The sequence below is a fragment of the Oscillospiraceae bacterium genome, assembly GCA_025757985.1.
Taxonomy (GTDB): Bacteria; Bacillota; Clostridia; order Oscillospirales; family Ruminococcaceae; genus Gemmiger.
Genome location: CP107210.1, coordinates 771,497 through 797,063 on the forward strand (window position 1 = coordinate 771,497; position 25,567 = coordinate 797,063).

35 protein-coding genes and 1 tRNA gene are annotated in these 25,567 nt (G+C 54.7%); 14 read left to right on the forward strand and 22 right to left on the reverse strand.

What is annotated here, in order from left to right; genetic code table 11:
- The first annotated feature begins 13 nt into the window (after positions 1-13).
- Positions 14-235 (forward strand): hypothetical protein, encoded by a 222-nt coding sequence (locus tag OGM67_03855; GenBank protein UYJ35474.1) that lies wholly within the window; start codon positions 14-16, stop codon positions 233-235.
- A 12-nt stretch (positions 236-247) separates the two neighbouring features.
- Positions 248-1,084: a hypothetical protein gene (locus OGM67_03860; protein UYJ35475.1), complete on the forward strand. Its 837-nt coding sequence runs from the start codon at positions 248-250 to the stop codon at positions 1,082-1,084.
- Between the two features lie 360 nt (positions 1,085-1,444).
- Here OGM67_03860 and OGM67_03865 read toward each other — a convergent pair whose 3' ends face one another.
- The 5 genes from OGM67_03865 to OGM67_03885 all read right to left on the reverse strand — a co-directional run bounded on the left by OGM67_03865 (position 1,445) and on the right by OGM67_03885 (position 2,620).
- Positions 1,445-1,711, reverse strand: a complete 267-nt coding sequence (locus OGM67_03865; GenBank protein UYJ35476.1) for a hypothetical protein — start codon at positions 1,709-1,711, stop codon at positions 1,445-1,447.
- Entirely contained in the window at positions 1,708-1,896 is a 189-nt protein-coding gene (locus OGM67_03870; protein ID UYJ35477.1) for a hypothetical protein, read from the reverse strand. Before OGM67_03870 ends, OGM67_03865 begins: the two co-directional genes overlap by 4 nt.
- Complete coding sequence (locus OGM67_03875) at positions 1,893-2,036, reverse strand: hypothetical protein (protein ID UYJ35478.1); 144 nt, start codon at positions 2,034-2,036, stop codon at positions 1,893-1,895. The genes OGM67_03870 and OGM67_03875 overlap by 4 nt, the downstream gene beginning before the upstream one ends.
- Positions 2,033-2,167, reverse strand: coding sequence for a hypothetical protein (locus tag OGM67_03880; GenBank protein UYJ35479.1), 135 nt, complete (start codon positions 2,165-2,167; stop codon positions 2,033-2,035). Before OGM67_03880 ends, OGM67_03875 begins: the two co-directional genes overlap by 4 nt.
- 177 nt (positions 2,168-2,344) lie before the next feature.
- Positions 2,345-2,620 (reverse strand): hypothetical protein, encoded by a 276-nt coding sequence (locus OGM67_03885; GenBank protein ID UYJ35480.1) that lies wholly within the window; start codon positions 2,618-2,620, stop codon positions 2,345-2,347.
- Positions 2,621-3,005: 385 nt separating this feature from the next.
- On the opposite strand from OGM67_03885, the gene OGM67_03890 reads away from it, so the two are divergent.
- The 5 genes from OGM67_03890 (at position 3,006) to OGM67_03910 (ending at position 4,702) form a co-directional block, all read left to right on the forward strand.
- A complete protein-coding gene (locus tag OGM67_03890; protein ID UYJ35481.1) occupies positions 3,006-3,197 on the forward strand; it encodes an Arc family DNA-binding protein in 192 nt (63 codons plus the stop codon).
- 16 nt (positions 3,198-3,213) lie between these two features.
- Positions 3,214-3,432 (forward strand): hypothetical protein, encoded by a 219-nt coding sequence (locus OGM67_03895; protein ID UYJ35482.1) that lies wholly within the window; start codon positions 3,214-3,216, stop codon positions 3,430-3,432.
- Positions 3,429-3,683, forward strand: a complete 255-nt coding sequence (locus tag OGM67_03900; protein UYJ35483.1) for a type II toxin-antitoxin system RelE/ParE family toxin — start codon at positions 3,429-3,431, stop codon at positions 3,681-3,683. The genes OGM67_03895 and OGM67_03900 overlap by 4 nt, the downstream gene beginning before the upstream one ends.
- A 27-nt stretch (positions 3,684-3,710) precedes the next feature.
- A complete protein-coding gene (locus tag OGM67_03905) occupies positions 3,711-4,007 on the forward strand; it encodes a hypothetical protein (GenBank protein ID UYJ35484.1) in 297 nt (98 codons plus the stop codon).
- A gap of 263 nt (positions 4,008-4,270) precedes the next feature.
- The gene (locus tag OGM67_03910) at positions 4,271-4,702 is read left to right on the forward strand and encodes a hypothetical protein (protein UYJ35485.1); all 432 of its coding nucleotides are present in this window, start codon (positions 4,271-4,273) and stop codon (positions 4,700-4,702) included.
- A gap of 256 nt (positions 4,703-4,958) precedes the next feature.
- On the opposite strand, the gene OGM67_03915 is transcribed toward OGM67_03910, so the two are convergent.
- From OGM67_03915 to OGM67_03955, 9 genes are all read right to left on the reverse strand, one after another.
- Complete coding sequence (locus OGM67_03915) at positions 4,959-10,172, reverse strand: hypothetical protein (GenBank protein ID UYJ35486.1); 5,214 nt, start codon at positions 10,170-10,172, stop codon at positions 4,959-4,961.
- A gap of 4 nt (positions 10,173-10,176) precedes the next feature.
- Positions 10,177-10,353, reverse strand: coding sequence for a hypothetical protein (locus OGM67_03920; protein ID UYJ35487.1), 177 nt, complete (start codon positions 10,351-10,353; stop codon positions 10,177-10,179).
- Positions 10,343-11,017 (reverse strand): sigma-70 family RNA polymerase sigma factor, encoded by a 675-nt coding sequence (locus OGM67_03925; GenBank protein ID UYJ35488.1) that lies wholly within the window; start codon positions 11,015-11,017, stop codon positions 10,343-10,345. The genes OGM67_03920 and OGM67_03925 overlap by 11 nt, the downstream gene beginning before the upstream one ends.
- Before the next feature lie 119 nt (positions 11,018-11,136).
- A complete protein-coding gene (locus tag OGM67_03930; GenBank protein UYJ35489.1) occupies positions 11,137-11,421 on the reverse strand; it encodes a hypothetical protein in 285 nt (94 codons plus the stop codon).
- A gap of 65 nt (positions 11,422-11,486) precedes the next feature.
- A complete protein-coding gene (locus OGM67_03935) occupies positions 11,487-11,738 on the reverse strand; it encodes a hypothetical protein (GenBank protein ID UYJ35490.1) in 252 nt (83 codons plus the stop codon).
- 155 nt (positions 11,739-11,893) lie between these two features.
- Positions 11,894-12,286: a hypothetical protein gene (locus OGM67_03940; protein UYJ35491.1), complete on the reverse strand. Its 393-nt coding sequence runs from the start codon at positions 12,284-12,286 to the stop codon at positions 11,894-11,896.
- Entirely contained in the window at positions 12,279-12,608 is a 330-nt protein-coding gene (locus tag OGM67_03945; protein ID UYJ35492.1) for a hypothetical protein, read from the reverse strand. The genes OGM67_03940 and OGM67_03945 overlap by 8 nt, the downstream gene beginning before the upstream one ends.
- Positions 12,609-12,732: 124 nt before the next feature.
- Complete coding sequence (locus tag OGM67_03950) at positions 12,733-12,948, reverse strand: helix-turn-helix domain-containing protein (GenBank protein ID UYJ35493.1); 216 nt, start codon at positions 12,946-12,948, stop codon at positions 12,733-12,735.
- Complete coding sequence (locus tag OGM67_03955; protein UYJ35494.1) at positions 12,935-13,111, reverse strand: hypothetical protein; 177 nt, start codon at positions 13,109-13,111, stop codon at positions 12,935-12,937. Before OGM67_03955 ends, OGM67_03950 begins: the two co-directional genes overlap by 14 nt.
- Before the next feature lie 141 nt (positions 13,112-13,252).
- Here OGM67_03955 and OGM67_03960 point away from each other — a divergent pair, with 141 nt between their 5' ends.
- Positions 13,253-13,981, forward strand: coding sequence for a helix-turn-helix domain-containing protein (locus tag OGM67_03960; GenBank protein ID UYJ35495.1), 729 nt, complete (start codon positions 13,253-13,255; stop codon positions 13,979-13,981).
- Complete coding sequence (locus OGM67_03965; protein UYJ35496.1) at positions 13,953-15,380, forward strand: tyrosine-type recombinase/integrase; 1,428 nt, start codon at positions 13,953-13,955, stop codon at positions 15,378-15,380. Before OGM67_03960 ends, OGM67_03965 begins: the two co-directional genes overlap by 29 nt.
- Before the next feature lie 123 nt (positions 15,381-15,503).
- On the opposite strand, the gene OGM67_03970 is transcribed toward OGM67_03965, so the two are convergent.
- From OGM67_03970 to OGM67_04000, 7 genes are all read right to left on the reverse strand, one after another.
- A tRNA-Thr gene (locus OGM67_03970) sits at positions 15,504-15,579 on the reverse strand.
- A 95-nt stretch (positions 15,580-15,674) separates the two neighbouring features.
- On the reverse strand, positions 15,675-17,066 hold the full coding sequence (locus OGM67_03975; protein ID UYJ35497.1) for an aminopeptidase: 1,392 nt from the start codon (positions 17,064-17,066) through the stop codon (positions 15,675-15,677).
- A 161-nt stretch (positions 17,067-17,227) separates the two neighbouring features.
- Positions 17,228-17,848 (reverse strand): lytic transglycosylase domain-containing protein, encoded by a 621-nt coding sequence (locus OGM67_03980; GenBank protein ID UYJ35498.1) that lies wholly within the window; start codon positions 17,846-17,848, stop codon positions 17,228-17,230.
- On the reverse strand, positions 17,841-18,446 hold the full coding sequence (coaE, locus tag OGM67_03985; GenBank protein UYJ35499.1) for a dephospho-CoA kinase: 606 nt from the start codon (positions 18,444-18,446) through the stop codon (positions 17,841-17,843). Before coaE ends, OGM67_03980 begins: the two co-directional genes overlap by 8 nt.
- Positions 18,443-19,462 carry an L-threonylcarbamoyladenylate synthase gene (locus OGM67_03990; GenBank protein ID UYJ35500.1) on the reverse strand — a complete coding sequence of 340 codons (1,020 nt, stop codon included), beginning with the start codon at positions 19,460-19,462 and terminating at the stop codon, positions 18,443-18,445. The genes coaE and OGM67_03990 overlap by 4 nt, the downstream gene beginning before the upstream one ends.
- A 1-nt stretch (position 19,463) precedes the next feature.
- On the reverse strand, positions 19,464-20,552 hold the full coding sequence (gene prfA, locus OGM67_03995; protein ID UYJ35501.1) for a peptide chain release factor 1: 1,089 nt from the start codon (positions 20,550-20,552) through the stop codon (positions 19,464-19,466).
- 84 nt (positions 20,553-20,636) lie between these two features.
- Entirely contained in the window at positions 20,637-20,825 is a 189-nt protein-coding gene (locus OGM67_04000) for a DUF951 domain-containing protein (GenBank protein UYJ35502.1), read from the reverse strand.
- Positions 20,826-20,950: 125 nt separating this feature from the next.
- Here OGM67_04000 and OGM67_04005 point away from each other — a divergent pair, with 125 nt between their 5' ends.
- From OGM67_04005 to OGM67_04025, 5 genes are all read left to right on the forward strand, one after another.
- On the forward strand, positions 20,951-21,859 hold the full coding sequence (locus OGM67_04005) for a S1 RNA-binding domain-containing protein (protein UYJ35503.1): 909 nt from the start codon (positions 20,951-20,953) through the stop codon (positions 21,857-21,859).
- Positions 21,860-21,959: 100 nt separating this feature from the next.
- Positions 21,960-22,535 carry a DUF4364 family protein gene (locus tag OGM67_04010; GenBank protein UYJ35504.1) on the forward strand — a complete coding sequence of 192 codons (576 nt, stop codon included), beginning with the start codon at positions 21,960-21,962 and terminating at the stop codon, positions 22,533-22,535.
- Between the two features lie 265 nt (positions 22,536-22,800).
- Positions 22,801-23,172 (forward strand): GntR family transcriptional regulator, encoded by a 372-nt coding sequence (locus tag OGM67_04015; protein ID UYJ35505.1) that lies wholly within the window; start codon positions 22,801-22,803, stop codon positions 23,170-23,172.
- A gap of 3 nt (positions 23,173-23,175) precedes the next feature.
- Complete coding sequence (locus OGM67_04020) at positions 23,176-24,036, forward strand: ABC transporter ATP-binding protein (GenBank protein ID UYJ35506.1); 861 nt, start codon at positions 23,176-23,178, stop codon at positions 24,034-24,036.
- Positions 24,033-24,695 (forward strand): ABC-2 transporter permease, encoded by a 663-nt coding sequence (locus OGM67_04025; protein ID UYJ35507.1) that lies wholly within the window; start codon positions 24,033-24,035, stop codon positions 24,693-24,695. Before OGM67_04020 ends, OGM67_04025 begins: the two co-directional genes overlap by 4 nt.
- A gap of 151 nt (positions 24,696-24,846) precedes the next feature.
- Here the strand turns inward: OGM67_04025 and OGM67_04030 are convergent, their stop codons facing one another.
- Entirely contained in the window at positions 24,847-25,566 is a 720-nt protein-coding gene (locus OGM67_04030; protein ID UYJ35508.1) for an ABC transporter ATP-binding protein, read from the reverse strand.
- Between the last annotated feature and the right edge of the window lies 1 nt (position 25,567).

Genomic DNA, 25,567 nt, shown 5'->3' on the forward strand with positions numbered 1-25,567 from the left:
AGGGGTGAGGCTAATGTTTAAAAAGAGTTACTACGGCGCGCACATTGCCCCTGCCTGTGCCTACTGCCTGCACGGCTCCCCCGCCGCCGACCCCAAAATGATCCTGTGTCGGCACAAGGGTGTTGTCTCCCCTTATTACTGCTGCCGCAAATTCAGCTATGATCCCCTGATGCGTGTGCCCCGCCGTCAGGTGCTGCCCGAGCTGGACCCCAAGGACTTTACGCTGGACGATTGAGAAGGAGAAGCCATGGACCACCCCAAAACTGATTCCTTTAAAAAGGCCCGGCGCGAAAAGCGTTCGGTCACAATGGTATATATTCTGCTGCGGACCTCGGTCGTGCTGGTGATGCTGGCGCAAATCTTCAACCGCAACTTTGAGAATGTGTTTCTCTGCGTGCTGACACTTCTGCTCTTTATGATGCCGAGCCTGATGGAGCGCAAGCTGGATATTGCCCTTCCAAACACGCTGGAGATCATCATCCTGCTGTTCATCTACGCCGCCGAGATCATGGGAGAGATCGGTGCGTACTATGTAAACTACCCCTATTGGGATACGGTCCTGCACACGCTGAACGGCTTTTTGTGCGCTGCCATCGGCTTTTCCCTGCTGGACATTCTGAACCGCCACAGCGAAGTGCGGTTTCATCTTTCCCCCCTGTATCTGGCCATCGTAGCGTTCTGCTTCTCGATGACGGTGGGCGTTATCTGGGAATTTTTTGAGTGTACGATGGATCAGCTGTTCTTCCTTGATATGCAGAAGGACACGGTCGTCAGCACGATCGGCTCCGTCATGCTGGACCCCACCGGCGGCAACACCCCCGTTGTGCTGAAGGATATCACCGATGTCATCATTGTTCAGGCCGACGGTACCCAGACCGCACTGGGTCTGGGCGGGTATCTCGACATTGGTCTGCTGGACACGATGGAGGATCTGTTCGTCAACTTTATCGGCGCGCTGACCTTCTCGATCATCGGCTATTTTTATGTATGCAGCCGCGGCAAGAACAAATTTGCGAAGCGCTTTATTCCGGTAGCGAACAACAGCACCCCGCCCACCGAGCCGAAACCGACTGAAACCGAATAAATAGTACGGCGGCCGTGCAGATTCCTCTGCACGGCCGCCGTACTGGTTTACATACAACCGGGCCGCCCAGCCCGGCAAAACATAAAAATAAAACGCCGCAGAACGAAATTCATCGCTCTGCGGCGTTTTCTTGGAGCTGGTGGCCGGACTTGAACCGGCGACCTGCTGATTACGAATTGCTAATTCTTGGCGTTGCATCGTTAAATAACGTGCAATATTGTGCGATAATTCGCATACCTGCTTGTTGTGCCTTTTAGTGGTTTTTAGTAGTTTTCAATGCAATTATGCCCAAATTATGACCATTTTTGCAGTCCCATAAATAAGAAAAGCGCCCCTTGCGGAGCGCTCGTGCTTTCCGTGTCACTTGATGGGGCAAACCTCGCGGATAAGGTCGATGCTTTTGGTGGCTGCCTGCTTAATTAGAGGAATGTTGCTTGTGTGCTGCACTTGGCGGAGCGCTTTGATGTGACGCTTGTACTCTGCCCGGCTGCATTTCGGAATTTCGCGCCCAGCCTGCCCGACCAAACGATTTAAGGCAATCAGTTCAATCACCATAAGGCGCTTGCCCTCTGGCGTTGCTTGGCGAAACAACTCCAGAAATTCCCGGTCCTCTTTTGCAATAGTCATTGTGCTATGCTCCCTTCGTAAAATTCATTAAGCCAGTAATCGCCGTAGCGGTACGAGATGATATAGCCGTTCGTGTTCTGTACTGGCCCTACCGGGACGGCGCAGCGGATAGTGACCGCACAGCCCGCGAGAAAGGCCAGCAGGAGCGCGAGTGCGGCAATGGCAAGGTAGATTGCTTTCTTCATGGTAAAGCCTCCGTGTGCGCCCCGGCGGGGCCTTGTGCGGCGTTCAGTTGGTTGATGATGTACTGAACTTGCTTGTCCGTCAGTGTCATGATATCCTTGATAAGACTAAGGCGCAGTTCCCATAGCTCTTTATCTGTCATTGCTCGGTTTCCCCCTGTTCAAGAATCATTTTTGTTGCCATGCACCAAAGGGTGTCCAGTTGGGCATCCGTAGCGGCTACTAGCAGGCCCTGTAAGGCCGTGATATAGGCGGCGCGGTTAATTTCATTCATAAGCGTTTGAGCCTCCTGAAAGTGCCCGTATAGCCTGATAGCGCAGCTGTGGTTGTTATTCTGTGCGGCGGTGCTTGACGGCCTGGATGTATTGCAGAACCTTTTCCAGTTCATCAGCGGTCAGGTCATCGGCGGCGGTCTTGATTTCTTCAAGTAGTTCCATTGCAAACCATCCTTTCAGGCGATAGAGAAGCGGCGGCTCGTGGTGGTCTTGGTGAAGCGGGCGGCCAGTTCCGGCGCGGCGGCTTTCAGGCCCTTGCTGTCCAGCCGGGAGCTGGTCACGGTCTGGTAGCGCACCTTGTGGGTGCCTGCATCCATCGTGTCCACATCCCGGCGGGTCATCTCTTCAGTGATTTGGCGCTTGAGGTCGTCCATCTCGGCCTGTGCGGCTTCAATAAGCTGCTGGGCTTCTTTGTACTGTTCAACGAGGGACAAAATTTCGGTGCTGCTCATGGTATACTCCTTTACTTTGCGGGGCAAACCATGCTATAATAGGCTTGCTCTTAATGTGGTGCGTCTCGCGTTTGCTTTGGTCTGCTGGTGCGGGGCGCTTTCTTTTTGCCGTAAGGTTTGAGGTTCGCGGGGGCTCGGTGCCGTCTGCACGCTCTGTGGCGGTTCTTGCAGTCCTGTCCGCGTCTTATCTGGTCGTTTCTGGTGGGCTTTCGCTTGACGTCCGCCTTGACCTTTTCCCTTTCGACGATTCCATTATACTATATCGCTATCGTTATATCAATATGCAATGTGCACAAAGATATAGCGCTATCGTTATGCAATTTCTATATCGCTATCGTGATTGTATTGTGCTATAATGTAGTAAAATAGAAAAGAGGTGTATGCCATGCCGGTAAGCAAGGCGCAGATTAAGGCAACAACAAAATATGAAACCGCAAACTATGACAAAGTGCTGTTACGCCTCCCCAAAGGCAAAAGGGCAGAAATAAAAGCTCACGCAGACGAACATGGGGAAAGTGTAAACGGCTTTATTACAAGAGCGATTGAAAATCAAATTGCAGAAGATACTACTGTATAAGTAAGGGGGCGCTATTATGAGCGAGAAAGAAAGAGTTATCCAACTTCTGGACGATGTACCAGCCTACAAGATGGGTTATATTCTTGCCTATGTGCAGGGCTTGACCGCCGATGAAGAGGCAGACGATGCTTTTTGCGAGCAGTTGTTGCAAAACTATCTGAACGATGATTCGCCCGACAAGCACGAAAGCATCAGCTTGGAAGAGTTCGCGGCGCAGGAAGGTATTGCGCTATGAAATACCAAATCAAGATTGAGAAGGACGCGCAAAAGTTCCTTAAAAAGCTGCCGCGCCCGGATGAAACCAGAGTCTTAAAGGCAATCGCCAAACTTCCCGACGAGGGAGACCGAAAGCAACTTAAAGGCCATCCAGGATTTTTTCGGCTACGTGTGGGTGACTACCGCATTATCTACACGGTGGACAACGGGCAGTTGATTGTGCGAGTCGTGGATGCCGGAAATCGTGGGCAGATCTATAATAGATACTGATATTGCCGATAAGAGGAGCAACAGTAAATGAAAGACAGGAGTTCTCTTGAATACGCTCTAATATCAGTCGCTGGAATATGTGGTATGGCATATAGTACATTTGGAAGTCATTCCGACATGGAATCGGTCTATATGCAGATAACAAACATTTTTCTTTCAGGAATATTTGCAATTCTTGCGACGGTGTTCATCGTATTTGCATTAGAGGCTTTTGAAGCTTATTTTATGGAAAAAGCATTTAAATGGAAGGCCGATTGGATGCCCTGGGCGGTTATTGTCGGCACTGTAGCTGTCGCGCTAGTCATATTTGCTATTGCCGCATAATTTAATGCAGATGGGGAACGCTTCGGCGTTCCCTCTTTTTTATGTCATCCAGCCCGGCGGGGCTTATTTTTTTGCTACCTGGAAAACTGAAAACCCGGTTGACTCCTCCCCCCTATGAGGGGCGGCCCCGGTCTCCTAACGAGCCAGCCCCCCCTAGTATATATATCAGCCATCGCCGCGCCCATTTGCTATAAAATTATCGCTGTATTGACATTTTTGCGTTTTTATGGTATGATTAAAGAAAACACTGGGGTGGTGTGGATATGGCATTAAAATCCTTTGGTAGTTCCGATACGCCGGAGCAAAAGGCGTGGGAGCTGGAAGTGCGTCGCAAGGGGCAGCAGGCGCAGGCAGAACAGCGCCGCCGCAAAACAGCCTTGCGGGACATTTTGGATACAATATTAGCGCTTGATTGCGATACGTCCACCCTGACGGATGACGAACTGACCGAAAAGGTGCAGCAGCTTGCCCGGGAACAGGGGCGCAGCGTGAGCTTGTATGAAGCCATCGCCCTGTCACAGATCAGACGGGCCATTGATGGCGATACAAAAGCTGCAACCTTTGTGCGGGACAGTGCCGGAGACAAACCCGTTGACCGCAGCGAGATTTCTACCGATGAGGTAATGACCTCTGCCGATAGGGAGCTACTGGCAAATATCTCCAAGCGCTTGGGTATTGACCCCACAGAAAAGTAAAGACTTCCCGGAGCGGCTTCTCGGGAAGCGCCTCCTTATATAAAGCAACCGCTCTCTGAACTGGTAGGCAGAGGGCGGTTGTTTCTTTGTACCCTAAAATAAGCGTCTATGGCAGTGCTTTGGCAGTAGACGGTAAACTATATTTCGATAGTAGAAAAACGGCTGTGCAGGCCTGTATCGCGGGCTGGTGATGCTTTCAAACGGACGGTCGTAAAAAAAGAGAGGCATATCCTCTACGGATACGCCCCTCTATGGGTTAATACGGGTTTTTCCAGGTAGGTGCAACGATACTGAAATATGCGCGGCGCTCCTCGTTGGTGAGATCCATATAATTCAGGGCATTGACCAGATCGGACTTGTTAAAGCTGCCGTTAGGATTGCCGCCCTCGCCAGATGCAATCTTGCGGTTTGCTTCGGCTTCATGGTAGGCGCGTTCAAGGTATTGCAGTTTCAGATAATTGGCCACACCGCCGGGGCCGTAGGTGGCATTAAAGGTCTGGGCCTTTTCGTCCGTGCTGTCATCGGTGGTTTTGCTGGACAGATAAATCTTGCCGACATCATCATCGGAGAGAGTAGGAACACGCAGCAGTGTATTTTTAAATTCTGCATCTGAGACTTTGCCGTCAGCATTGGTGTCTGACTGTGCATAGGTATCTAAATACTTTAAGGCCAGCTCGGAGCCGTATTCCTTTTGTACACGAACTGCAGGGCTTTCTTTCTGCAGGAACATCTCTGCAACGTCCATCTGTTGGTCGGCGGTCAGGTCATACTGTTTCAGTACCGGCAACGTTGCCTGGATTTTTTCAATCTGGGTGGCGCTGTCGTCATCTTCGTTCTGTTTTGCCGTAGCGGTGTAAATATCCAAATATGCAGCCGTTGCATCTGCGCCGGATTTATCATAGAGCTTTTGCGCTGCATCGTCAGAACTGTTCATCAGGTACGCCTTGACCATCTGGTCATAAGTATCAAGCGAGGGAATAGCCTGCCAGGTTTCAGCCTTGTTTAGGCTGGCGTTCTGGTCGCCAGTGTCCGTGCGCTTTTCATCGCGGGCTTTATCCAACACTGCACCAACAGAAGCGGTGAGCATAGCCCCCTCAATGCCGCTGGCTTTGTATGCCAGATAATCTTTGTCAGTGCTGACATAATCCGGGTTGGCAGCTTCTTTGCCTGCTTCTCTGCCAATGCTATAGGCCGTTTTCAGCATCTTGACTTTGTAGGTATCGTCAGCCTGCTTGTACTCGTCCGTTGCCATGATAGTATCTACAAGCTGGCTGTTCAGCTGGCCGGCCACACGCTGGTATTCACTGGTCTGGACGTTGTTCAGCTTCAGGTCATCTACTGTAGTGCCATTCTTGATGCTGGGCGGATATACGCCATTGTCGCCGGTGGCATCGTACAAGCGCTGAATCTCCGCATCTCGGCGGCTGATGGTCTGGTTCGTGAACGCTGCCGGGTCAAGGAACTGTTCAAACGCTGCATTATCCCGCTGCTTTTCGTTGCCCCAGGTGTCATAGGCGGCGGGAAGTTCCTGCGACAGGCCGGGAATCTTTGCCATGATCTGGTTTTTCTGGCTTTGGATGGGGTCTGTGGCGTCATAGGGATTGCGGACGGTGGTATCTGTACTTTTAGTCACGGCGTTGGACAGTGACGGGACCATACTCTGCGGCAGACCTAGAGCGGCATCCCACAGGCCGCCGCCCAGACCGTCATAGTTGCCGAACAGGTCACCAATATTGGAGAGGTTTGAGTTGTCTGCAAGTGTGTTTGTAAACGCCACAACCGCGCCTTTTGCCGCCTGTTCCGGCGTTTCATCGCCGGAAATAGCTTGCGCAAATGCCACGCCGGTGATAACGCTCATCATGCTTGGCTGAAAATCTGAAATGCGGTAGTAGACATTCGTTCCCGGAACATGGATTGCGAAAGGCAGGAAACCGTTCTGCTTATCAAACGCTTTTTTATTGGCATTGTCGCTCTCCGCGCCCGTCAAGACACCAGACTTATACAGCGCTGCGCCCAGAGCTATACCTGCCGAACCGGTCAGGCCCTTTGCAATCTCGTCAATGTATTCTGCCGGGTTGCCGCCTTTTGTGTAAAAATCCTTCACACCTTTGGCAAGGCCGACAGGGCTGTAATCCAGACTGCGGGCGACCATGTTTGCAGGGGTCTTAGTGAACGGCATGACGACTTCGCCCACGCCGCCCAGTTTGTGGATAGAGCTGAACAGTTCTGTCCATTTATTATCGTCCTTGTAGGTCGTCCGCATAGCATCTTGCGTAGCCTGGGCGATCATGTCTGTGGTGATTTGGTCGGCACTTGTAATTTTGTTCGCTGCCGCAATATTGGCCAGGCTGTCCGTAAAGCTCTTTTTAACAAACGGTGCATCGCCCAATTCCAGCAAACCATAGGTAAACTGCCGGATATTTTCAAGTACGGATTTTTCACTGCTCATCTGGTCAAAAACATTCTTGCCGGTGAACTTCTGGCTGAGTGCTTCCAGTGCCTGCGCACCTTTTTTCACGCCGGGAGCGTTCGCCAGAATGTTGTGCTGCTGGTTCTTCCCCAGCTTGAATACTTCGGCATTTTGTACCACATCAGAGAGCGGCTGTTCATAGCTGCTGCTTCCATCAATGCTGTCCTTGACCTGGTTCCAGACCTGTTCCGCAACGTCCTTACTGGTCTTGTCAACGTACAGGGCTTTGGTCTGTACAAAATCGGTGCTTTTGCCGGTCTTAGCGTAAAGAGTCTGCAAGGCCGCGCTGACCTTATCCGAAATGCCCGTGACCGGCATCTGCGCCACGTTGGCCGCGATGTTGCGAATCTGGGTGCGCGGGTTCAGCAGGAAGCCCAGGCGGCGGGCTTCGGTCAGCTTTTGGGTGAGCGATACCGGGTACTCTTTCGCCAAGCGGTTGCCGACATTTTGCATTGCGGCTGCAATAGCTTCACTATCCCCGGCGGAGATATTTTTGAAGGCTTCGATCTCGGTATCCGTCAGTTTGAAGTCTTTCCATTGGCGGCCCAGTTCCTTTGCACCGCTGGCGTTCAGATCATCAATACTGCGCTGCGCATAGCGTAGGGCGGTCATGGGGTCGTTCTGCATCAGATTGATTGCTGCTGCCTGTGAGAACTGGCCGCTGGCTGTCAGCTCTTTGGACATACCGCGTAGCAGTTCTACGGCGGAATCGCTATCACCATCTGCAATGTACTGCTTTGCCAGCTGATACCCCAGGGGCACCGCCGCCGGATCACGCTGAGAAAGCATGTTCTGGTATTCCTTGACAGCCGACCCCTGTCCCTTTGCCAACACCGCATCTGCACGGGCTTTTGTATCAGCATTGGACAGCTGATTATAAATTTCCGGCGCTGTTGCAAACTCTTTTTTGACCTCATCCGGCAGGTCGGAATTTGTGCGCAGTGATGCAGTAAAGCCACGCTCTTTGGCTGTGCCGGTGCCATCAGGAAAGCCACCTGAAAGCCCCTGTACCGCATCTTTGGTCGTAGATGCAGAACTATCCAGCGCACTGTCAGCGGCGATTCTAGCGGCATCTGTGTAGGCGGGAACGGATGTGTCCGCTTTTTGCAGGAACTTATCGGGGTTGAACGCCCAATTTGAAGTATCCGCTGCGCCAACCTGCACGGCATCATCCTGCTGCCACAAGCTACGGTCCAGCGCATCCGCCTGGCTATTATAGTTTGCCGCATTCTGCGCTTCACGGTAAGCATCTACATAGCCCTTTGCTTCTTCGGTGCTCATGGTCTGCCTTGCGGTCTGGGCCTGCTGGTCCAGCATAGCATCCGCAGTAAAGCGGTTTTTGATACCGTTAATCGCTGCGCTGCCCAGTTCCGGCAGTGCGTTCATTACCACGTTTCCAGCAATATTCTTTGCTGTATCGGCTGCAATCCCGCCGGGGGTAAGGGGATTGTCTACGCGCTCGCCGTTTTTGATACGGCCCTGCTGGTTATCGTAGGTTGAAAGCTCATCAACCAGTGTGGGCAGCGTATCCAGCGCCAGATCTGCGCCAGTATCTGCAATTACCCGTCCGGCAGCTTCACCAAAGCCCGGCTGCAGGACATTACTCAGCCCGGGCACATGCTTTGCGGCATCGTAGATTTTGCCGCCCGCCTTTTCGGCTGCATCGGCGTACTTGGTACCATCTGCCAGGGCGTTAAATGCGTTGTACTGCACCGCCTTACCAGCCACAGAGCCACCCAGAGCGGCCAACGGGTCTTGGGCTTTATACTGGTCTAGCGTGGGCAGCAGGCCCGGCACAGCGCCGCTTTCGCGGGCTTGGCTATACTTTCCGTTGGTCTGGTCATCTGCCCAGTTGGTAATAGCGTTGTCCAGCTGGTTTTGCATCGGAAAACTGCGCATAAAGCCCGCTGTTGCCGCCTGCAGATTCTGACCCAAGCCATTTAAACTGGCTTTCTGGTTCATCCGGGAAAGAGCCTGCGCTTGGGTATTGTAGTCGTCCAGCGAGAGAGGACCGTCCTGGACCTGTTCGTACAGATCCCCCGCTGTCTGGTTGTACTGCTTGACGGCCTGCACTTCGGCCTGTGTCAGTTTACGGCCCGGCGCGCCCAGTTCTGCGCGGTAGTCGGCATCATTCTGTAGGCGCTGCAAGGCGGTGGCGGTGTCTTTCTGTACGCTGTTCCAATCGTTGCGGTTGATTTTCGCAGCAACATTTTCTGCCGCACTAGGGGCCTGTCCTGCGGCCGCTGCGGTGCTGCCGATATGATTACCGGCCGTACTGCTAGCACGGCTATTGGCAGGCTTTGCGGCGGTGTTACTGGCGTTCTGCTGTTCTGCGTAGGTCTTGCCCACAGCCTTGCCCTTATTGCCGCCGCTCTGATTTTCTTCCAGTGTGCGTGCGGTACGCTGGTTGCGGATGTACTTTGCATCTTTTTCCCGTGCGGCCGCCAACTTTTTGCTGTCCTGTTTATCCTGCTGGTACTGGTCGCTTTTCTGGTATCGTGCGCGGGCGCTGCTGTTGCGTTCTGCTTGGTCACGTTGGGAGGGTTTCGGTTTATCAGCATTGGCCTGCGCCTTTGTCTGCTTCGTATTGGGCGTAGCATCTGTAGAGCTGGAAGCTGTGCCAGATTTCAGATTTCCGGCGGCCGCTGCCATAGCATCATAGCTATCCGCATTAGTTGTTGTGCCGCTGCTGCAGGAAGCACTACTGCCGCGTTTCTTGGCCGCCTTTGCCGCTTCTTCGGCCTGTTCCTTTACTTTCTTTAAAAGCCATTCGGCGGTTGATGCCGTTGTATTTACCGCTGTGTTTGCCGCATCTGCCACAAAAGAAAACTGGTCTGTCATAGTCGGCAGCGTTTTATCGGTCGAGTTCATAAGGGCGCTGCCTTTGTTTTGAGTGCTCTGTGTGGCCTGCCTGCCGCTGTTCACGGTACTGGCCTGGGCATTCTGATAATTGTTGAGGTAGGCGTTTACGAGCGCCTCCGTGCTGGTTCTCATTGCCATTTTATCACTCCAATCTGTTGAGGTTTTCTGCTTCAAGTTTGTAGGATATAATCGCGGCCGCCAGCGGCCCCGCTGAAAGTCCTACGTTTATATCTTTTGTTGCTGCGTACAATTTAGCGTTCCCATGCAAGAACATAACGAGAAATGCGCCACAATCTATTAGGTGCTTTTTACGGTCCATAGCATAATGTCTCCATATTCAAGGCTTTCTTGAAATTTCGCAGTGCCGTCCTTTCCTGCGCGTTCACACACTGCCTGGATACGCGCCGATCATCGGCAATCTCTTGCAGTGTCCGATTGTAGCGGTAGCGCTGTTCAAGGATGCTGCGGTGCTGTGGCTTCAATGTATCGAGCGCGGCTAGAACAGCCAGGCGGTTTTGTTCGTTCTCAAAATCAAGCTCAATGTTGACGGTGGGGTCAGCGTACACATCCGCAATGGTGTTGTCGGTGTCATCCTCTAGGGGCAGGTCGCTGGATAACGCATAGTTCAGCGGGTCAGCTGGTACGCGGGTCTGCTTGCCGTTTTCGTCACGGAGAAGCTTTCCCCGGCTGGTGGTCAAGACCTTTGTTGCGGTGGCCCTGATAGACCAGCCCAGCACGGTAAGAAAGGCCATGCGCTTGCTCGGGTCATACCGCCGCACTGCATCGCGGACAGCAAACCAGCCCTCAACGATTAGGTCATCCCGGTCAATGCCCACACGGTCAGCAAGGCCCTTATTTTTGGCGTAGATTTTAGCCATCTGCTGGCGGATGAAATTTTGGTGCCGCCACCACAGTCCATTGACGGCGGCTGTATCACCGGCTTTACCTTGCATAATCAGCGTTAAATCGTCCAGTTCGTTCATTGATTGCACCTCCACTTTGTGGTATACTTTAGTGAAGATGCTGCCCCTGCGTCTACCCCGCTGCCCAGCGGGGCTTTTTTATTTGCCCGGTAAGGTCTGGATAGCACAACCCTCCCGCTTTACACCATACCGTTGTAGGCTTCACGCAGCATCAGGCAGAACTCATCTGGGTTGGCTGCCAGCCATGCAAGGGCGGCAAGCTCTTTGCTGCCGTAGTGTTCGGCGTTCAGCCGGTAAGCGATGTCCGCCACCGCACGGTCAAGGTCTTGCCTGGGAATAACGCCACTTTCCAGCGCATCCATTGTGGCGCGGGCGTCGTCCTTATCGGTGAAAGCGATCTCAACATGGCGACCATCTGCCGCGATCATGGAGAGGGTGGCGCAAATCTTATCTTTGTTCTTCATAAAATCTCCTATTCTGGCGCGGTGTGGGCGTGCCCTCATCGTGTCGTTTGTTTGTCGTTGGTTTGTTAGATTCGGAACAGCGAGAGCCTACAAAGCCCACCGTTATGCGGAAAACTGCGTGTTGCTGGTGTGTTGATTTCTGTGCCATTACTGTGCCCTTCGCCGTGCCCCTTGTGGTTGCAACGTGGTTGATACAAAAGTTCGGAGAACTGATAAAGCACGATCCCATGCGGGAAATAGCTGGTTGCCGTCTGGTTGCAAATTTTGGCTTTTGATTTCGTTGGGTTTTCTTGGTTTAACGGTGTCCGCAAAAACATTTTGGCTGTCTCGTTTTGTTACCATGTAGGTCACATATCGAGACAGTGCGCAGTGGATTTGCACTGATTTTTACAATCGCACTGTCTCGATATGTGACAACCAGTGAATCAGAGAGGCATTTGCACTGTCTCATTTTGAGACACATTCTAAGATGTTAGCCAGGTGATGCAGATCTCTTTAAAATTTTCCAGCCTATTTCAAAGCGGTAAACGTTTGGCTTTCGCCGTGTCCTGTTGTTCTCCACGACTGAGATAAAACCTGCGTCAATCAGTTTCGGTACGCAGCGCCGGAGTGCCGCATTACTAATCCCGTACATTTCTGCCGTTGCCCTCGAAAATTCAAAAGCTTCCTGCCCTTTTGCTTCGAGCGACATCATTATGTACAGCATTTGTTCGCCTGGGGCAAGTTCTTGAAATTTTTCTGATTGCAGCAGGTCGGCGTACAGTGATACAAAGGGGAGCTGCTTGCCGTTTGCTGATTTCCCGCCCTTTGGGCCTGTCAGCCAATATGGCGGGTCGCGCTGCTTGCGTCTGCGGCTATCACTCATCGTTGTCCTCGTCAAATTTCAGCTGGCCAAGCGGGATGCCTAGTTCCTTATGGATTGGACGCAAAGCGCCAAAAATGTGAACTGCCCGTGCAGTCAGGGTGCGGCGACAATTCTCAAGTTCCTGCTGTCCCTTTTCTCCATCATCCGCCCGAAAATATCCACCACCATGACGGCATGTAGAAAGAATCGGCGCACCTGCGGCACGCTCAACAGCAACCTTTGCCTGCAAATCCCGAATGCTTCGATAACCGCACAGCTTTGTCAGTTCTCGAGATGAGATTGCGTTTTCTTCTCCCTGGGGGAGCCTTTCAAAAATAGACATTGATTTTTCCCTCCAAACCTGATAGACTGAGGGCGGGAATTTTTGCAATGCAGCGCGCTCAGCGCTATTTTTTCCCGCCCTGCCCTTGTCGGTGCGTCACCACCGGCAGGGGCTTTTTCTGTTTTCATAACTCCACCCGGTGAATACCGGGTAGCTGTGGTGGCTCGCCGCCGTCCATCCAAGCCGCAAGGCTGGTAAGATTCACGAGCGTTTTGCGGCCACATTGGACACTACGCACCTGCCCACTCTTGCAAAGTTGCCGCACACGGTAGACCGGAACGCCGGATTCAGCGGCGGCCTGCGGAATGGTTGCCAGCCGTGGAAAATCAAAATTCATCATTGCTTTTCGCCTCACTTTCTGCTGCCCGTTCCTGCGCCATGCGCTCGGCGCGGCGTTTCCAATACCGTGCATTGTACTCGCGGACTTTATCCGGGTGAGCTTTTTTCCACTCACGCAGATAAGCACGACGGGCTTCTTCTGGGGTGATGTTAGCAATTGCCATGTCCAATCTCCTTAAATATTATTTACTGACTTTCTATTGCGCTGTCAGCAAATATAGTGTATACTAAGAGTATGGGAAAGTCAATGCATACTTTACCATGATTTAAAAAGTCAGTATTCGCTTTATTCATAAGGAGGATTCATGAAAGACGTAAATAAATACACCGAATTTGCGGAACGCTTTCTTTCTGAAATGGGAAGAAAAGGATGCACAGCTACCGAAATCGCTGCATTGCTCGGAATCACAAAGCAATCCGTGTCTAATTACACCAGTGGAAAATCTATTCCTCCAATAGACAAACTGCATAAATTAGCAGATTACTTTGATGTTACATTGGATTGGCTTTTGTGCCGGCCTGGAGCAAAGCGCGCGGCCGATACAGATATTGCATATATTTGTCAATATACTGGTTTAAGTGAAACCGCCATAACTAATGTTCACAACAATAGGAATAGTCCAATTGCTATATATGCGACAAAATTTCTGGAATCATTCAGTTCCGTCATTGTATTTACTGAACTTGGCATTGCAGAAAAGTCTCTCGATGCCGCTCTTAGTAGAGCCAACGCCGGAGAAAAGATTGAAACCAAACCGTTTATGCCAGAATTTTATACAGATACGGACGGTTCGATAAAAATCGTCGGTGTAGGCGCAGTCAAATCACCAGAAAGTTACAATCAATATAAAATGTCATGCTATGAAGCCCAAAAGTATTTTAGCTCATTTGTAGATGGTATTTTTCATGATAAAGAAAAGGAATACCAAAGAATCTGTGGAGATCCATTGCTAGAAGAATTAAAAAATGCATCCCTAGAATTTTATACTCGGGAGGGGCAAAACGATGGCGAGCATAACCAAGTTAAAAAATAAAGACGGTTCTGCATCCTACCGCGTTCGAGTGTCCGCCGGGGTAGGGGCTGATGGGCGGTATATCTACCGCTCGGCCACATTCACACCGCCGCCAAAACTAAGTGCACGGAAAGAAGCAAAAGCCGTGCAAGAGTTTGCCGATGACTTTGAGCGACGCGTTCAAGAGGGATTGTTTGTTGCCAATGATTTAACGGTTGACGGTCTTGCTGAACGCTGGATGAAAACTTACTGTGAAAAGCAGTTAAAGCCACACACTGTATCCGACTATCAAAAGATGCTGCCGCGTGTCTCTGCTGCCATCGGGCATATTAAGCTGGCAAACCTCCGGCCCGGCCATATCCAGGAATTTTACAACCAGCTGGCGCAGCCCGGAATCCGCGAAGATGGAAAATATAAGGCTCGGTCTGCATTTATTACGGCTTTCCCAAAAGGCACACGGTTGGCCCTGCTGCAAGCCGCTAATGTATCACAGCGCACACTTACGGAAGCAATGTGCGGGCGTAACATCTCTAAGCGTTCAGCCGAAAAGATAGCCGCTGCCGCCGGATGGGCTTTCACAAAGGCCTTTACCTGTACCAGCGCAGATACTTTGAGTGCCAGGAGCCAGCGGCATTATCATTTAATGCTGTCGTCCATGTTCAGCACCGCCGTTCGTTGGCAGCTGATGGACAGCAACCCATGCGAACGAGTCACGCCACCAAAGCTGGACGAAACCGATGTTGAATTTTTGGATGAAGGTCAGATTGCCTCTTTGCTAGAAGCCTTACCAGACGCGTCAACACAGCTTTCTGTGATCGTGCAGCTTGCTTTGTTCACAGGAGCCAGGCGGGGCGAAATCTGTGGCCTGCGTTGGGCAGACATCGACCTTGACGCGGGTGTCATGGCTATCAATCGAAATTTGTCGTTCATTGCGCATAAAGGCCCCGTGTTTGATTTGCCGAAAACCAAAAAGAGCCGCCGCTGCATAAAGCTAAGCGACGACTGTATAGCATTATTGAAAGACTATAAGCAATGGCAGATGCGGGAACGGCTAAAAGTCGGTACATACTGGCAGCGGGAAGTTACCATAGAGGGCGGCAAGCGCGTCAGAAATGACCTGTTGTTTACCAAACCCGACGGCAAGCCGTTTGATCCCAACAAAGTTTCTTCGTGGTTCCCGGTGTTTTTGCGGGAGCATGGTCTGCCGCCGTGCCGGTTCCATAGTTTGCGCCACTCCAATGCAGCGCTGTTGATTGCCGCCCATGTTCCCGTTACTACAGTTGCGGGCCGCCTGGGGCATGCACAAACATCCACAACGGTAAATATTTATGCTGCTGCAATTCGTTCGTCCGATGCAGCGGCAGCGGATGCGCTGGGCAATGTTTTTGAAAGAATCAAACAACGGCAAGAAATCGGCTGAAAGCGCAGTTTCAAAAAGATTTATGCCCAAATTATGACCATTCGCGTCAAAAGCAACTTGAATATAGGCAAAAAGAAAGCCCCGACGCATCGTATTTTCAACGATGTATCGGGGCTTTACGCTTGGAGCTGGTAGCCAGACTTGAACTGGCGACCTGCTGATTACGAATCAGCTGCTCTACCAACTGAGCCACACCAGCACGCAAGACAACAATAATATTATACAGAATTTTCAAGATAAGTCAATACCCTGCTGCAAAAATTATTGCTGTCCTGCCCCCAAATATAAAAGTGCTTACTCGGCATCCTCGCAGAAGGCCTTGAAGGTCCGGTATGCCATGTAGACATCCGCCTTGGAGACGATCTCAAACGGGGAATGCATCGACAGGACCGGCACGCCGACATCAATGGTGTCGATGTCCTGATTGGCAACATACTTGGCCACCGTGCCGCCGCCGCCCAGATCCAGCTTGCCCATCTCGCCGATCTGCCAGACAACACCGTTGTTGTCCATCAGGCGGGTCAGGTAGCTGACCAGCTCGGCAGAGGCATCACTGGTGCCGGACTTGCCGCGGGAGCCGGTGTACTTATAGATTGCCACGCCGCTGCCCGTGTAGGTGCCGTTGTCAGGCTCAAACGCATCGGCAAAGGTCGGATCATAAGCGGCCGTCACATCGGCGGACAGGCACTTGGCAGCCTTGCAGGCGGTGATGTAGTCCGCGCCCTGTGCAGCGCAGAGCTGCTGCAGGAAGTGGAAGGTGTACATGCTGTTCAGGCCGGTGACACCATCGGAGCCGGTCTCCTCCTTATCGGTCAGGACGCAGACGGAGGTGTAGGCGGGGTTTTGGATGCCGATCTCAGCCATCAGGGCCGGGTAGGCATCCACACGGTCATCGTGGCCGTAGGCGCCGATCATGGCGCGGTCCAGACCGATGTCGCGGGCCTTGTAGGCGGGCACGATCTCGATCTCGGCGCGGGTGAAGTCCCGCTCGGTGATGCCGTAAGTCTCGTTGAGCATACCCAGCACATTCAGCTTAACGCGCTGCTCAGCGTCCTTGTCCTCGATCGGCAGGGACGCGATGATGACATTCAGATCCTCTGCGGTGATGCCCTCAGCCAGTGTCTTGGCGCTCTGCTTTGCGCCCAGATGCGGCAGCAGGTCGGAAATGCAGAAAACCGGATCTTCGTCCTTCTCACCGATGCAGACCTCCACGCGGGTGCCGTCGGCGCGGTAGATGACGCCGTGCAGGGCCAGCGGGATGGTAGGCCACTGGTATTTGCGCACGCCGCCGTAATAGTGGGTGCGCAGGTAGCCGATGCCGGACTTTTCAAACACCGGCACAGGGCGCAGATCCAGACGCGGAGAGTCGATGTGCGCAATGTTCAGATGGAAGCCCTGCTCCAGACTCTTGGTGCCGATGGTCGCAGCCAGCACGCACTTTTCACGGTTGATGGTGTAGACCTTGGTGCCGGGGGCATAGTTCGTGCCGGGCACAAATTTCTGGTAGCCGGCAGCCAGCAGCAGCTTTTCACTGTAAGCGGTGGCCTCGCGCTCCGTCTTGGCATTGTCCAGAAAGGCCTTATACCCCTCGCAGAAGTCCTGCGCAGCTGCGATGGCATCGGGAGCAGCATCCGCTACAGTCTCGTTTTTATAGAGCAGTTTTTTGAGTTCCTCAGTGGTTTTCATCTTGAATTTCCTTTCTTGCTTATGGCAATACCGCATAATTCTAAGTGCCGATACGGCGAGCGAGGTGCGGCAGCTGCTAAGCCAAAAGCGCAGATAATACTTTGTGTATTATCGAGCATTTTGGCAACGCAGATGCCGTACCGCAGCTGCCGGAGCGGTGCTTAAGCCGTCAGGCGGGAATTGTGCGGTGTTGCCTGATATATCTCCGAGTAGCGTTGATAGCTCTCGGTGATTTTCTTTACATATTGCCGCATCTGCGGGTATGGATACCGGTCCAGCGTGATGCCGTCTGACGAATACTGCGCCTCGGCCAGCAGGGTGTCCACAGCGCCCACACCGTTATGATAGGCCGCTGCCGCTGTAGCCAGATGATTGTCATACCGCTTCAGGCAATAGCTGACAAAATAAGTACCGAACCGGATATTTGTTTCCGGGTCGTAGAGGTCATCAAAAGTCAAGGCCTCTGTCGGGGCGATCTTGGTCTTGATCCAGTCAAAGGTGACCTCGGTAATCTGCATCAGCCCTCTGGCCCCGGCATCGGAATCGACCGCCGGGTCAAAGTTGCTCTCGGTGCGAATGAAGGCGTACAGGATCATCGGATCTATGCCGTATTTCCCGGCGTAATACTCAACATACGCCTCATAGCGCTGCGGGTATTCCCAGCGGTCTATCTTCTCCCGAAAGGCGGAAAACAGGACCGTACCCGCCAAGGCCAGCGCCAGCAGGACAGCCGTCACCGGCACCCATACAGACCGTTTTTGTTTTTTGCTCTGTCTAGGCATGTTCCTCCTTCTCCAATCCATGCAAGATAGATTGCAGTTTCCGGCGCAGCTGCTCCGGTGTGCCGTCATTGACAAGCTCGGCGGTGGCAGCTGCGCGCAGACGCTCAAGCGGCATCTGCGCATCCAAACGGCGCCGGGCCATCTCCGGTGCGATGCCGTCCCGCGCGCAGATGCGCGCCACACTGGTGTCATAGGGTGCCGTGACAAGAATCAGTGCGTCGCAGCGCTGTTCAAACGGCGTGCCGACAATGACTGCACCGTCCACAAAGGCAATCTTCGCCCCTGCCCGCTCGGCGTCCGCCAGCGCAGCATCAATACGGCGCAGGATCTCCGGCTGGGTGATGGCGGTCAATGCGGCTGTTCCCTCCGGCGTGGCAAACGCACGATCCGCCAGCAGGCGGCGGCGGACTTCACCGTTTTCATCGGCTATATCCGTCCCGAACGCTGCTTGCAGCTGCGGGATACAGGCCGAACCGGGCAGCAGCACCTCCCGCGCGACCAGATCTGCATCAATACAAGGATACCCCTGCTCCCGCAAGAAATTTGTCGCACTGGATTTGCCGCAGCCGGACCGCCCCGTGATGCCTACCACCCTCATAGCGTGACCACCCGGAAAGCCGCCGCGCGGATCAGGCGGTTGTAGACGGCCATCGAAACGCCGTCCTGCTCAGGGCAGCGGGCGTAGACGACCTGTGCGCCGTGTTTATCCAAATCGCGCAGCGCCGTGAACAGATGGTGCGCCTGGGTCACACCGTCGTGGTTTTTGCCGTACTCGATGAACGGCACCGGCAGCTGTGCGCCCTCCCCGTCAAAGCAGAGTGCCCATACGCCGGGGGCGGCGTGCTGCTCCACATAGGCTCTGTAGCGTGCGAAGTCACCGCGCAGGATCGTCACCTGCGCCTTGGGGGCATAGTGCTTGTACTTCATGCCCGGAGAGCGCGCGACCTCGCCATCCTTGAGCTTTTCAAGGATGGCCGGGCTGACGAGGACTTCCTCGCCGAGGACAGCCTCCATCTGCTCCTTGGTGACATAGCCGGGGCGCAGCAGCATCGGATGCTCCCCCGTGACCGCCACAACGGTGGACTCCACGCCGACAGTGCATTCGCCGCCGTCCAGTATCAGCGGCAGGCGGCCGTCCATATCGGCCAGTGTGTCGGGGGCGTTCGTGGGGCTGGGCTTGCCGGAAAGGTTGGCCGACGGGGCTGCAAAGGCCACGCCGCTCTCCCGTATGACCTGCTGCACGACCGGGTGGGACGGCATCCGCACGCCCACGGTATCCAGCCCTGCGCAGGTAACTGCACTGACCTCCTCGCCGCGGGGCATGACCATCGTCAGCGGGCCGGGCCAGAACGCCGCCGCCAGCTTTTTGGCGCGCTCCGGCACCTCGGACACGATGCCCCGCAGCATCTCCATGCCGCAGATATGCACGATCAGGGGGTTATCCTGCGGGCGGCCCTTCGCGTCAAAAATTTTCTTGACCGCCTCGCCGTTGCGGGCATCGGCAGCAATGCCGTAGACTGTCTCGGTGGGCAGCGCCACCAGCTCGCCCTGCTGCAGCAGCTTGGCGGCCAGCGCGATGCTCTCTGGCGTAATGGGCAAAACCTGTGTTTTCATATTACTTTCCTTCTTCTGTGCTGCTCTGTTTCAGCTTTTCTTCCCGGTCGGCCAGAATCAGCGGCTCGACCACGCGGTCCAGATCGCCGTCCAGCACGCCCTGCAGGTTGCGCAATGTTAAACCAATGCGGTGGTCCGTCACCCGGTCCTGCGGGAAGTTGTAGGTGCGGATCTTTTCACTGCGGTCACCGCTGCCCACCTGACTTTGGCGCTGGGCGTTGTAGGCCTCATCGTAGGCGTCCTGCTTTTGCTGCAGCAGACGGCTGCGCAGCACCTTGAGCGCCTGCTCCTTATTTTCCCGCTGGCTGCGCTGGTCCTGACATTCCACGACCATACCGGTGGGCAGATGGGTCACCCGGATGGCGGATGAGGTCTTGTTGATGTGCTGTCCGCCCGCGCCGGAGGAACGGAAGGTGTCGATGCGCAGATCCTTCGGGTCAATTTCCAGCTCGACCTCTTCAGCCTCCGGCATGACAGCCACCGTCACGGTCGAGGTGTGGATACGCCCCTGCGTCTCGGTCTCCGGCACGCGCTGCACGCGGTGAACACCGCTCTCAAATTTCAGGCGGCTGTATACGCCGGGGCCTTCCACTGAGAATACGATCTCCTTCACGCCGCCGAGCTCTGTCTCGTTGGCGCTGATGGTGCTGCACTGCCAGCCGCGTCTGGCAGCGTACATCGTGTACATACGCCACAGGCTGTGGGCAAACAGGGCGGCCTCCTCGCCGCCTGCACCGGCACGGATCTCCAGAATAACGCTTTTTTCGTCATCTGCGTCCTTGGGGATCAGCAACAGGCGCAGATTCTCCTCGCTCTGCGCCAGATTCCGGCCAATTTCGCAAAGCTCCTGCTGTACCATAGCAGCAAACGCCGGGTCCGACTCCACAGCAAGCAGTTCCTTCGCGTCCTGCTCCTGCTGCTGCAGGTCGGTATAGCGGCGGTATTCTTCGATCAAGGGGGTAAGTTCTTTGTAGTCACGCATCATCTGCGCATACGCCTCGGCGTCGGCCGCCGCATCAGGCGTGGACATCTTGTGGGCCAGCTCCTCATAGCGGCGCTCGACCTCGTAAAGCTCGGTAAAGTTCTGCATAGGTTCTCCTTTGCACAAGGTCATTTTGTAGGGGCGGATTCCATATCCGCCCGAAATGGTTGCCAATACATTGTGCAAAGCCCGCTACTGCTCCCCCGCGCGCAGAACTTTTTTGATGTTGCGCTCGATCTTGGCACGCGGCAGCATGATCTCATGCCCGCAGCCCTGACATTTGATTTTAAAATCCATGCCTACGCGCAGCACATCGAAACGGTTCGCACCGCAGGGGTGCGGTTTCTTGGTCTGGATCACATCCCCGACCTGTATGTCCATACGGCACACCGCCTTTCTTTTCAGAATATCATGTCTATTATAGTACAGCCGGTATTGTTTTGCAAACATCCCGCATAAAAGTTTACTAAGCCACCACAAAATACACAAGAAATGAGGAACCGAAAATGTTGGAATATCGAGCCGAAGGTCTTTGCCGCAATGCGAACCATCTGAGCCGGGAGGAGCTGAGCCGCTGCATGGCGAACGGCGAAGTGCTGCAAAGCACCGCCCTTGCCTACGATACCGACCGCCGCCTGCGGTTTGAACTGGGCGGCATGCGGGGCATCATGCCCTTTGCCGACTGTGTAGACGCTGCGCCCGGCGAGACGGTCAAGGACATTGCCGTGCTGACCCGGGTAGGCCGCCCGACCTGCTTTGTCATCATGGGAACCGAGTTTGACGAGAACGGGGAGGAATATTACTTACTCTCCCGCGCGGAGGCACAGCGCCGCTGTCGCGCGCAGTACCTTGACACGCTGGAGGCGGGCAGCGTCATTCCCTGCACCGTGACCCACATCGAAAACTTCGGGGCGTTCTGCGACATCGGCTGCGGCATTGCAGCGCTCCTGCCCATCGACTGCCTGTCGGTCAGCCGCATTGCCTCCCCCGCTGACAGAGTGCAGGTGGGCCAGCAGCTTTTGTGCGCCATTAAGAACCGCGATGCACAGGGGCGCATCGTCCTGACCCTGCGGGAGCTTTTGGGCACCTGGAGCGAGAACGCCGCCTGCTTTGCCGCCGGGGAGACCGTTGTCGGCATTGTGCGCAGCGTTGAGGATTACGGTGTTTTTATCGAGATAGCGCCGAACCTTGCCGGTCTGGCTGAGGCAGATTCCACCCTGCGCCCCGGGCAGGCCGTGAGCGTGTACATCAAGAACATTTTGCCGGACAAGATGAAGATCAAGCTTGTGGTTGTAAATAAAAACCTGAACCAGCCCCTGCGGTTTGAGCCGCACTATTTTGTGACGCGCGGGCGGCTCAAGCGGTGGACCTACTCGACCCCGCAGAGCCGCAAGCAGATCGAAACGGTCTTTTAACTGTCCGATTTTTGTCACTTTGGCTTTTTCGCATCTTGCCACAGCTCGGCCGGGCGTGTATAATATTGGTAAACGAAAATTTCTTGAGGAAGTGATCCCGATGGCAGAAGCATTTACCGCCGGTGTGCGCCCCGGCGGCCTTACAGACGACACGCAGATCCGTATGTTGCTCTGCTACCTTGTCAAAGTGGCAGGCCCGGTAAAGCACGAAACCCTGCAGGGCGCGCTTTTGCAGGAGCAGCTTGTCAACTATTTTGAGTTTGCCGATGCGCTTGCCGAGGTGGAAAAGCAGAAGCTTGTCACCGTGGACAGCGAGGGCCGGTATACCATCACCCGCAAGGGCGCGACCGTGGCCGACACACTGGCCTACGACCTGCCCCGCACCGTGCGGGAGAGTGCCATCCGCGCTGTTATGCAGATCCGCAGCTGGAACCACCGCGCCGCCTCCAACCGCGCCGTTGTGCAGGAAACGGACGGCAAGTTCAGCGTTGTCTGCTCCATCGGCGATATGGGCAGCGATGTGTTCCGCATGGAGCTGGCCATGCCCGACAAGCTGACCGCCGAGATGATCAAAAACAACTTTATCGCCCACGGCAGCGACATCTACCCCAAGCTGATGGATATGCTGACCCAGCCCGGCAGTGAGGATGACAGACCGCCGGCAGCGCTGCTGTAATGCCTTCCCCCACAGGGGGAAGGTGGCGCGAAGCGCCGGATGAGGGGCGGCGTTATCACTATTACCCATAAATGGGTCGTAACGGCAAGTCCACCCCTCATCAGTCACCTGCGGTGACAGCTTCCCCCTCTGGGGAAGCCTTTTGCCCCTGCACCCATACGGGTGCAGGGGATTTTTTTGTGCCATCCCCCTTGACAGCTGTGTATAGTGTGTATATACTGTAAATATCGAATATGTACAGTTCGAGATAAAGGAGCTTCCTACCATGCAGATTTATCTTTCCAATTCCGGGCAGGAGCCGATCTACGCGCAGATCACGCGGCAGATCAAGCAGCAGATCCTGTCCGGTGCGCTGCGTCCCGGGGACGCGCTGCCCAGCATCCGCCTGCTGGCGAAGGAGCTGCGCATCAGCGTCATCACGACAAAGCGCGCGTATGAGGATTTGGAGCGCGACGGCTTTATCCTGACCCAGCCGGGCCGGGGCAGCTTTGTCGCCGAGCAAAATCCCGCCCTGCTGCGCGAAGAACACTTAAAAAAAGTCGAGGACTGCCTGCAAGGCGCGGTGGACGCCGCGCGGCTGGGCGGTATCGGCTACGATGAGGTTGCAGAGACGCTGCGCCTTTTGTGGGAGGGCTGACCTATGGCAGCAAACGCCGCCGCACTGCGCGGCATCACGAAGCAGTACAAAGACTTTACCCTTGGACCGGTTGATATGACCGTGCCCGCGGGCAGCATCGTCGGGCTGATCGGCGAGAACGGCGCAGGCAAGACGACACTTTTGAAAATCCTCTGCGGCGTCAACCGGGCGGATGACGGCACGGTTGACCTGCTGGGCGGCTCCCCTGCCGATGCCGCCACTCGCGCTAAGATTGGCGTTGTGTTTGAGGATGCCTTTTTCTACGGGAGCTTCAACGCCGCGCAGGTCGCGCGCAGTCTGGCCGGAATGTACGGTGCGCGGTGGAATACGGACAGCTTTTCCGCCTATCTGCGCCGCTTTGGTCTGGACGCAGGCAAGAAGCTCAAAGAGTACAGCCGCGGCATGCGGTTAAAACTGAGCCTGGCTGCGGCGCTGGCCCATGACCCCGAGCTGCTGGTGCTGGACGAGGCCACCGCCGGTCTTGACCCGGTGGTGCGCGGTGAGCTGATGGATCTGTTTCTGGAGTTCATTCAGGATGAGCGGCACAGCATCATCATGAGCAGCCATATCACGGCCGATTTGGAACAGGTAGCAGATTCTATCGCCTACCTGCACAAGGGGCAGCTGCTGTTCCACGAGAACAAGGACGAGCTGCTGCAAAGCTACGGCGTGCTGCGCTGCGGCGAGGATGTACTGACTTCCCTGCCAGCCGGGCTGGTGGTGTTCACCATGCGCGGGGCCTATGGGTGTGAAAGTCTGGTCAGGGAACGGCGCACCGTGCAGGAGCTTCTGCCGGAGGCCGTCTGCGACGCGGCAAGGCTCGATGATATTATGCGGTTTTACAGCGGGAGGGATGCACAATGAAAGGGCTTTTGTATAAAGAATGGGCCACTCTGATAAGTTCCTACAAACAGTCTGTATTTTTTATCGCGTTCCTCTACGGCGGCATCAGCATTCTGACCGGGCAGACCGGGATGGCCTATGCATTGCTCGTTGTATTTTCCATTCTGATCACCTCCACGATTTCGTTTGACGAGAACTCCCATTGGGACATCTACGCCCGCACGCTGCCCGTAACACCCGCGCAGCTTGTGGGCAGCAAATACCTGTTTGGGCTGTGCGGGCTGGCGCTGGGCACAGTGTGTACGGTGCTGATCGTGGCGCTGAACAATGTGCTGCCGCCCCTGCTGTTCCGGCACACTGTGTATAAGGTACCGCCCCTCGAGTGTCTGGCAACCCTGCTGGCCTGCGGCAGCATGGCGCTGCTGTTGGTCGCGCTTTTGCTGCCGCTGTCCTATCGGTTCAACAGTGTCAAGGCCCGCAGCTGGTTGTTTCTGATCCTCGGTGTGCTCGGCGGTTGTATTGGGCTGGTCGCTTCCGTCTCGCCCGATTTGATGCAGCTGTTCAATGCCTCCGACGAAGTGCTGCTGACGGGGCTGGTTGCAGCGTTTGTGGGGCTGCTGGCGGTGTATTTTGTGAGCTATAAGGTATGTGTGGGGATTTATAAGCGGAAGGAATACTGAGTTCCTGCCGCAATGTGCCCGGGCGGATATGGAATCCGCCCCTACGTGTGTGCGGCTTCCCTGCGGGCGAGCAATACTCGCCCCTACAAGGGAGGCTTTATAGCAAAAAATCCTGTGCCCTTTTGCGGACACAGGATTTTTTAGTATGCACTTATTCGCAGCCCAGATATGCTTTGCGGACCTCGATGTTGTTGGCAAGCTCGGTGGCTTCGCCCTCCATCTTGATGGTGCCGGTTTCCAGAACATAGGCGCGGTTGGCGATCTCCAGCGCCATCTTGGCGTTCTGCTCGACCAGCAGCACGGTCACACCGTTGCGGTTGACCTGACGGATGATCTTGAAGATCTCCTTGACCAGCAGCGGAGACAGACCCATGGACGGCTCATCCAGCAACAGCATCTTCGGCTTGCACATCAGAGCGCGGCCCATGGCCAGCATCTGCTGCTCACCGCCGGAAAGCGTACCGGCGGGCTGGTTGCGGCGCTCCTTCAGGCGCGGCAGCAGGTCAAACACCATGTCGAAATCGTTCTGGATGGCCTCCTTGCCGTCACGGCGGGTGTAGGCACCCATCTGCAGGTTCTGCTGCACGGTCAGGCCGCTGAACACACGGCGGCCCTCCGGCACCTGTGCCAAGCCCAGGCGGATGATCTTGTGCGCCTCCATCTTGCTGATGGTCTGGCCGCAATAGTCGATCTCACCGCTCTGCAGCTTCAGCAGGCCGCTGATTGCGTGCATCGTGGTTGTCTTGCCGGCGCCGTTGGCACCGATCAGGGTGACGATCTCGCCCTCATTGACATGGAAGGACACATCCTTGATGGCGTGGATCGAGCCGTAGTAAACATTGATATTTTTGACAGAAAGCATCTCGCCCATC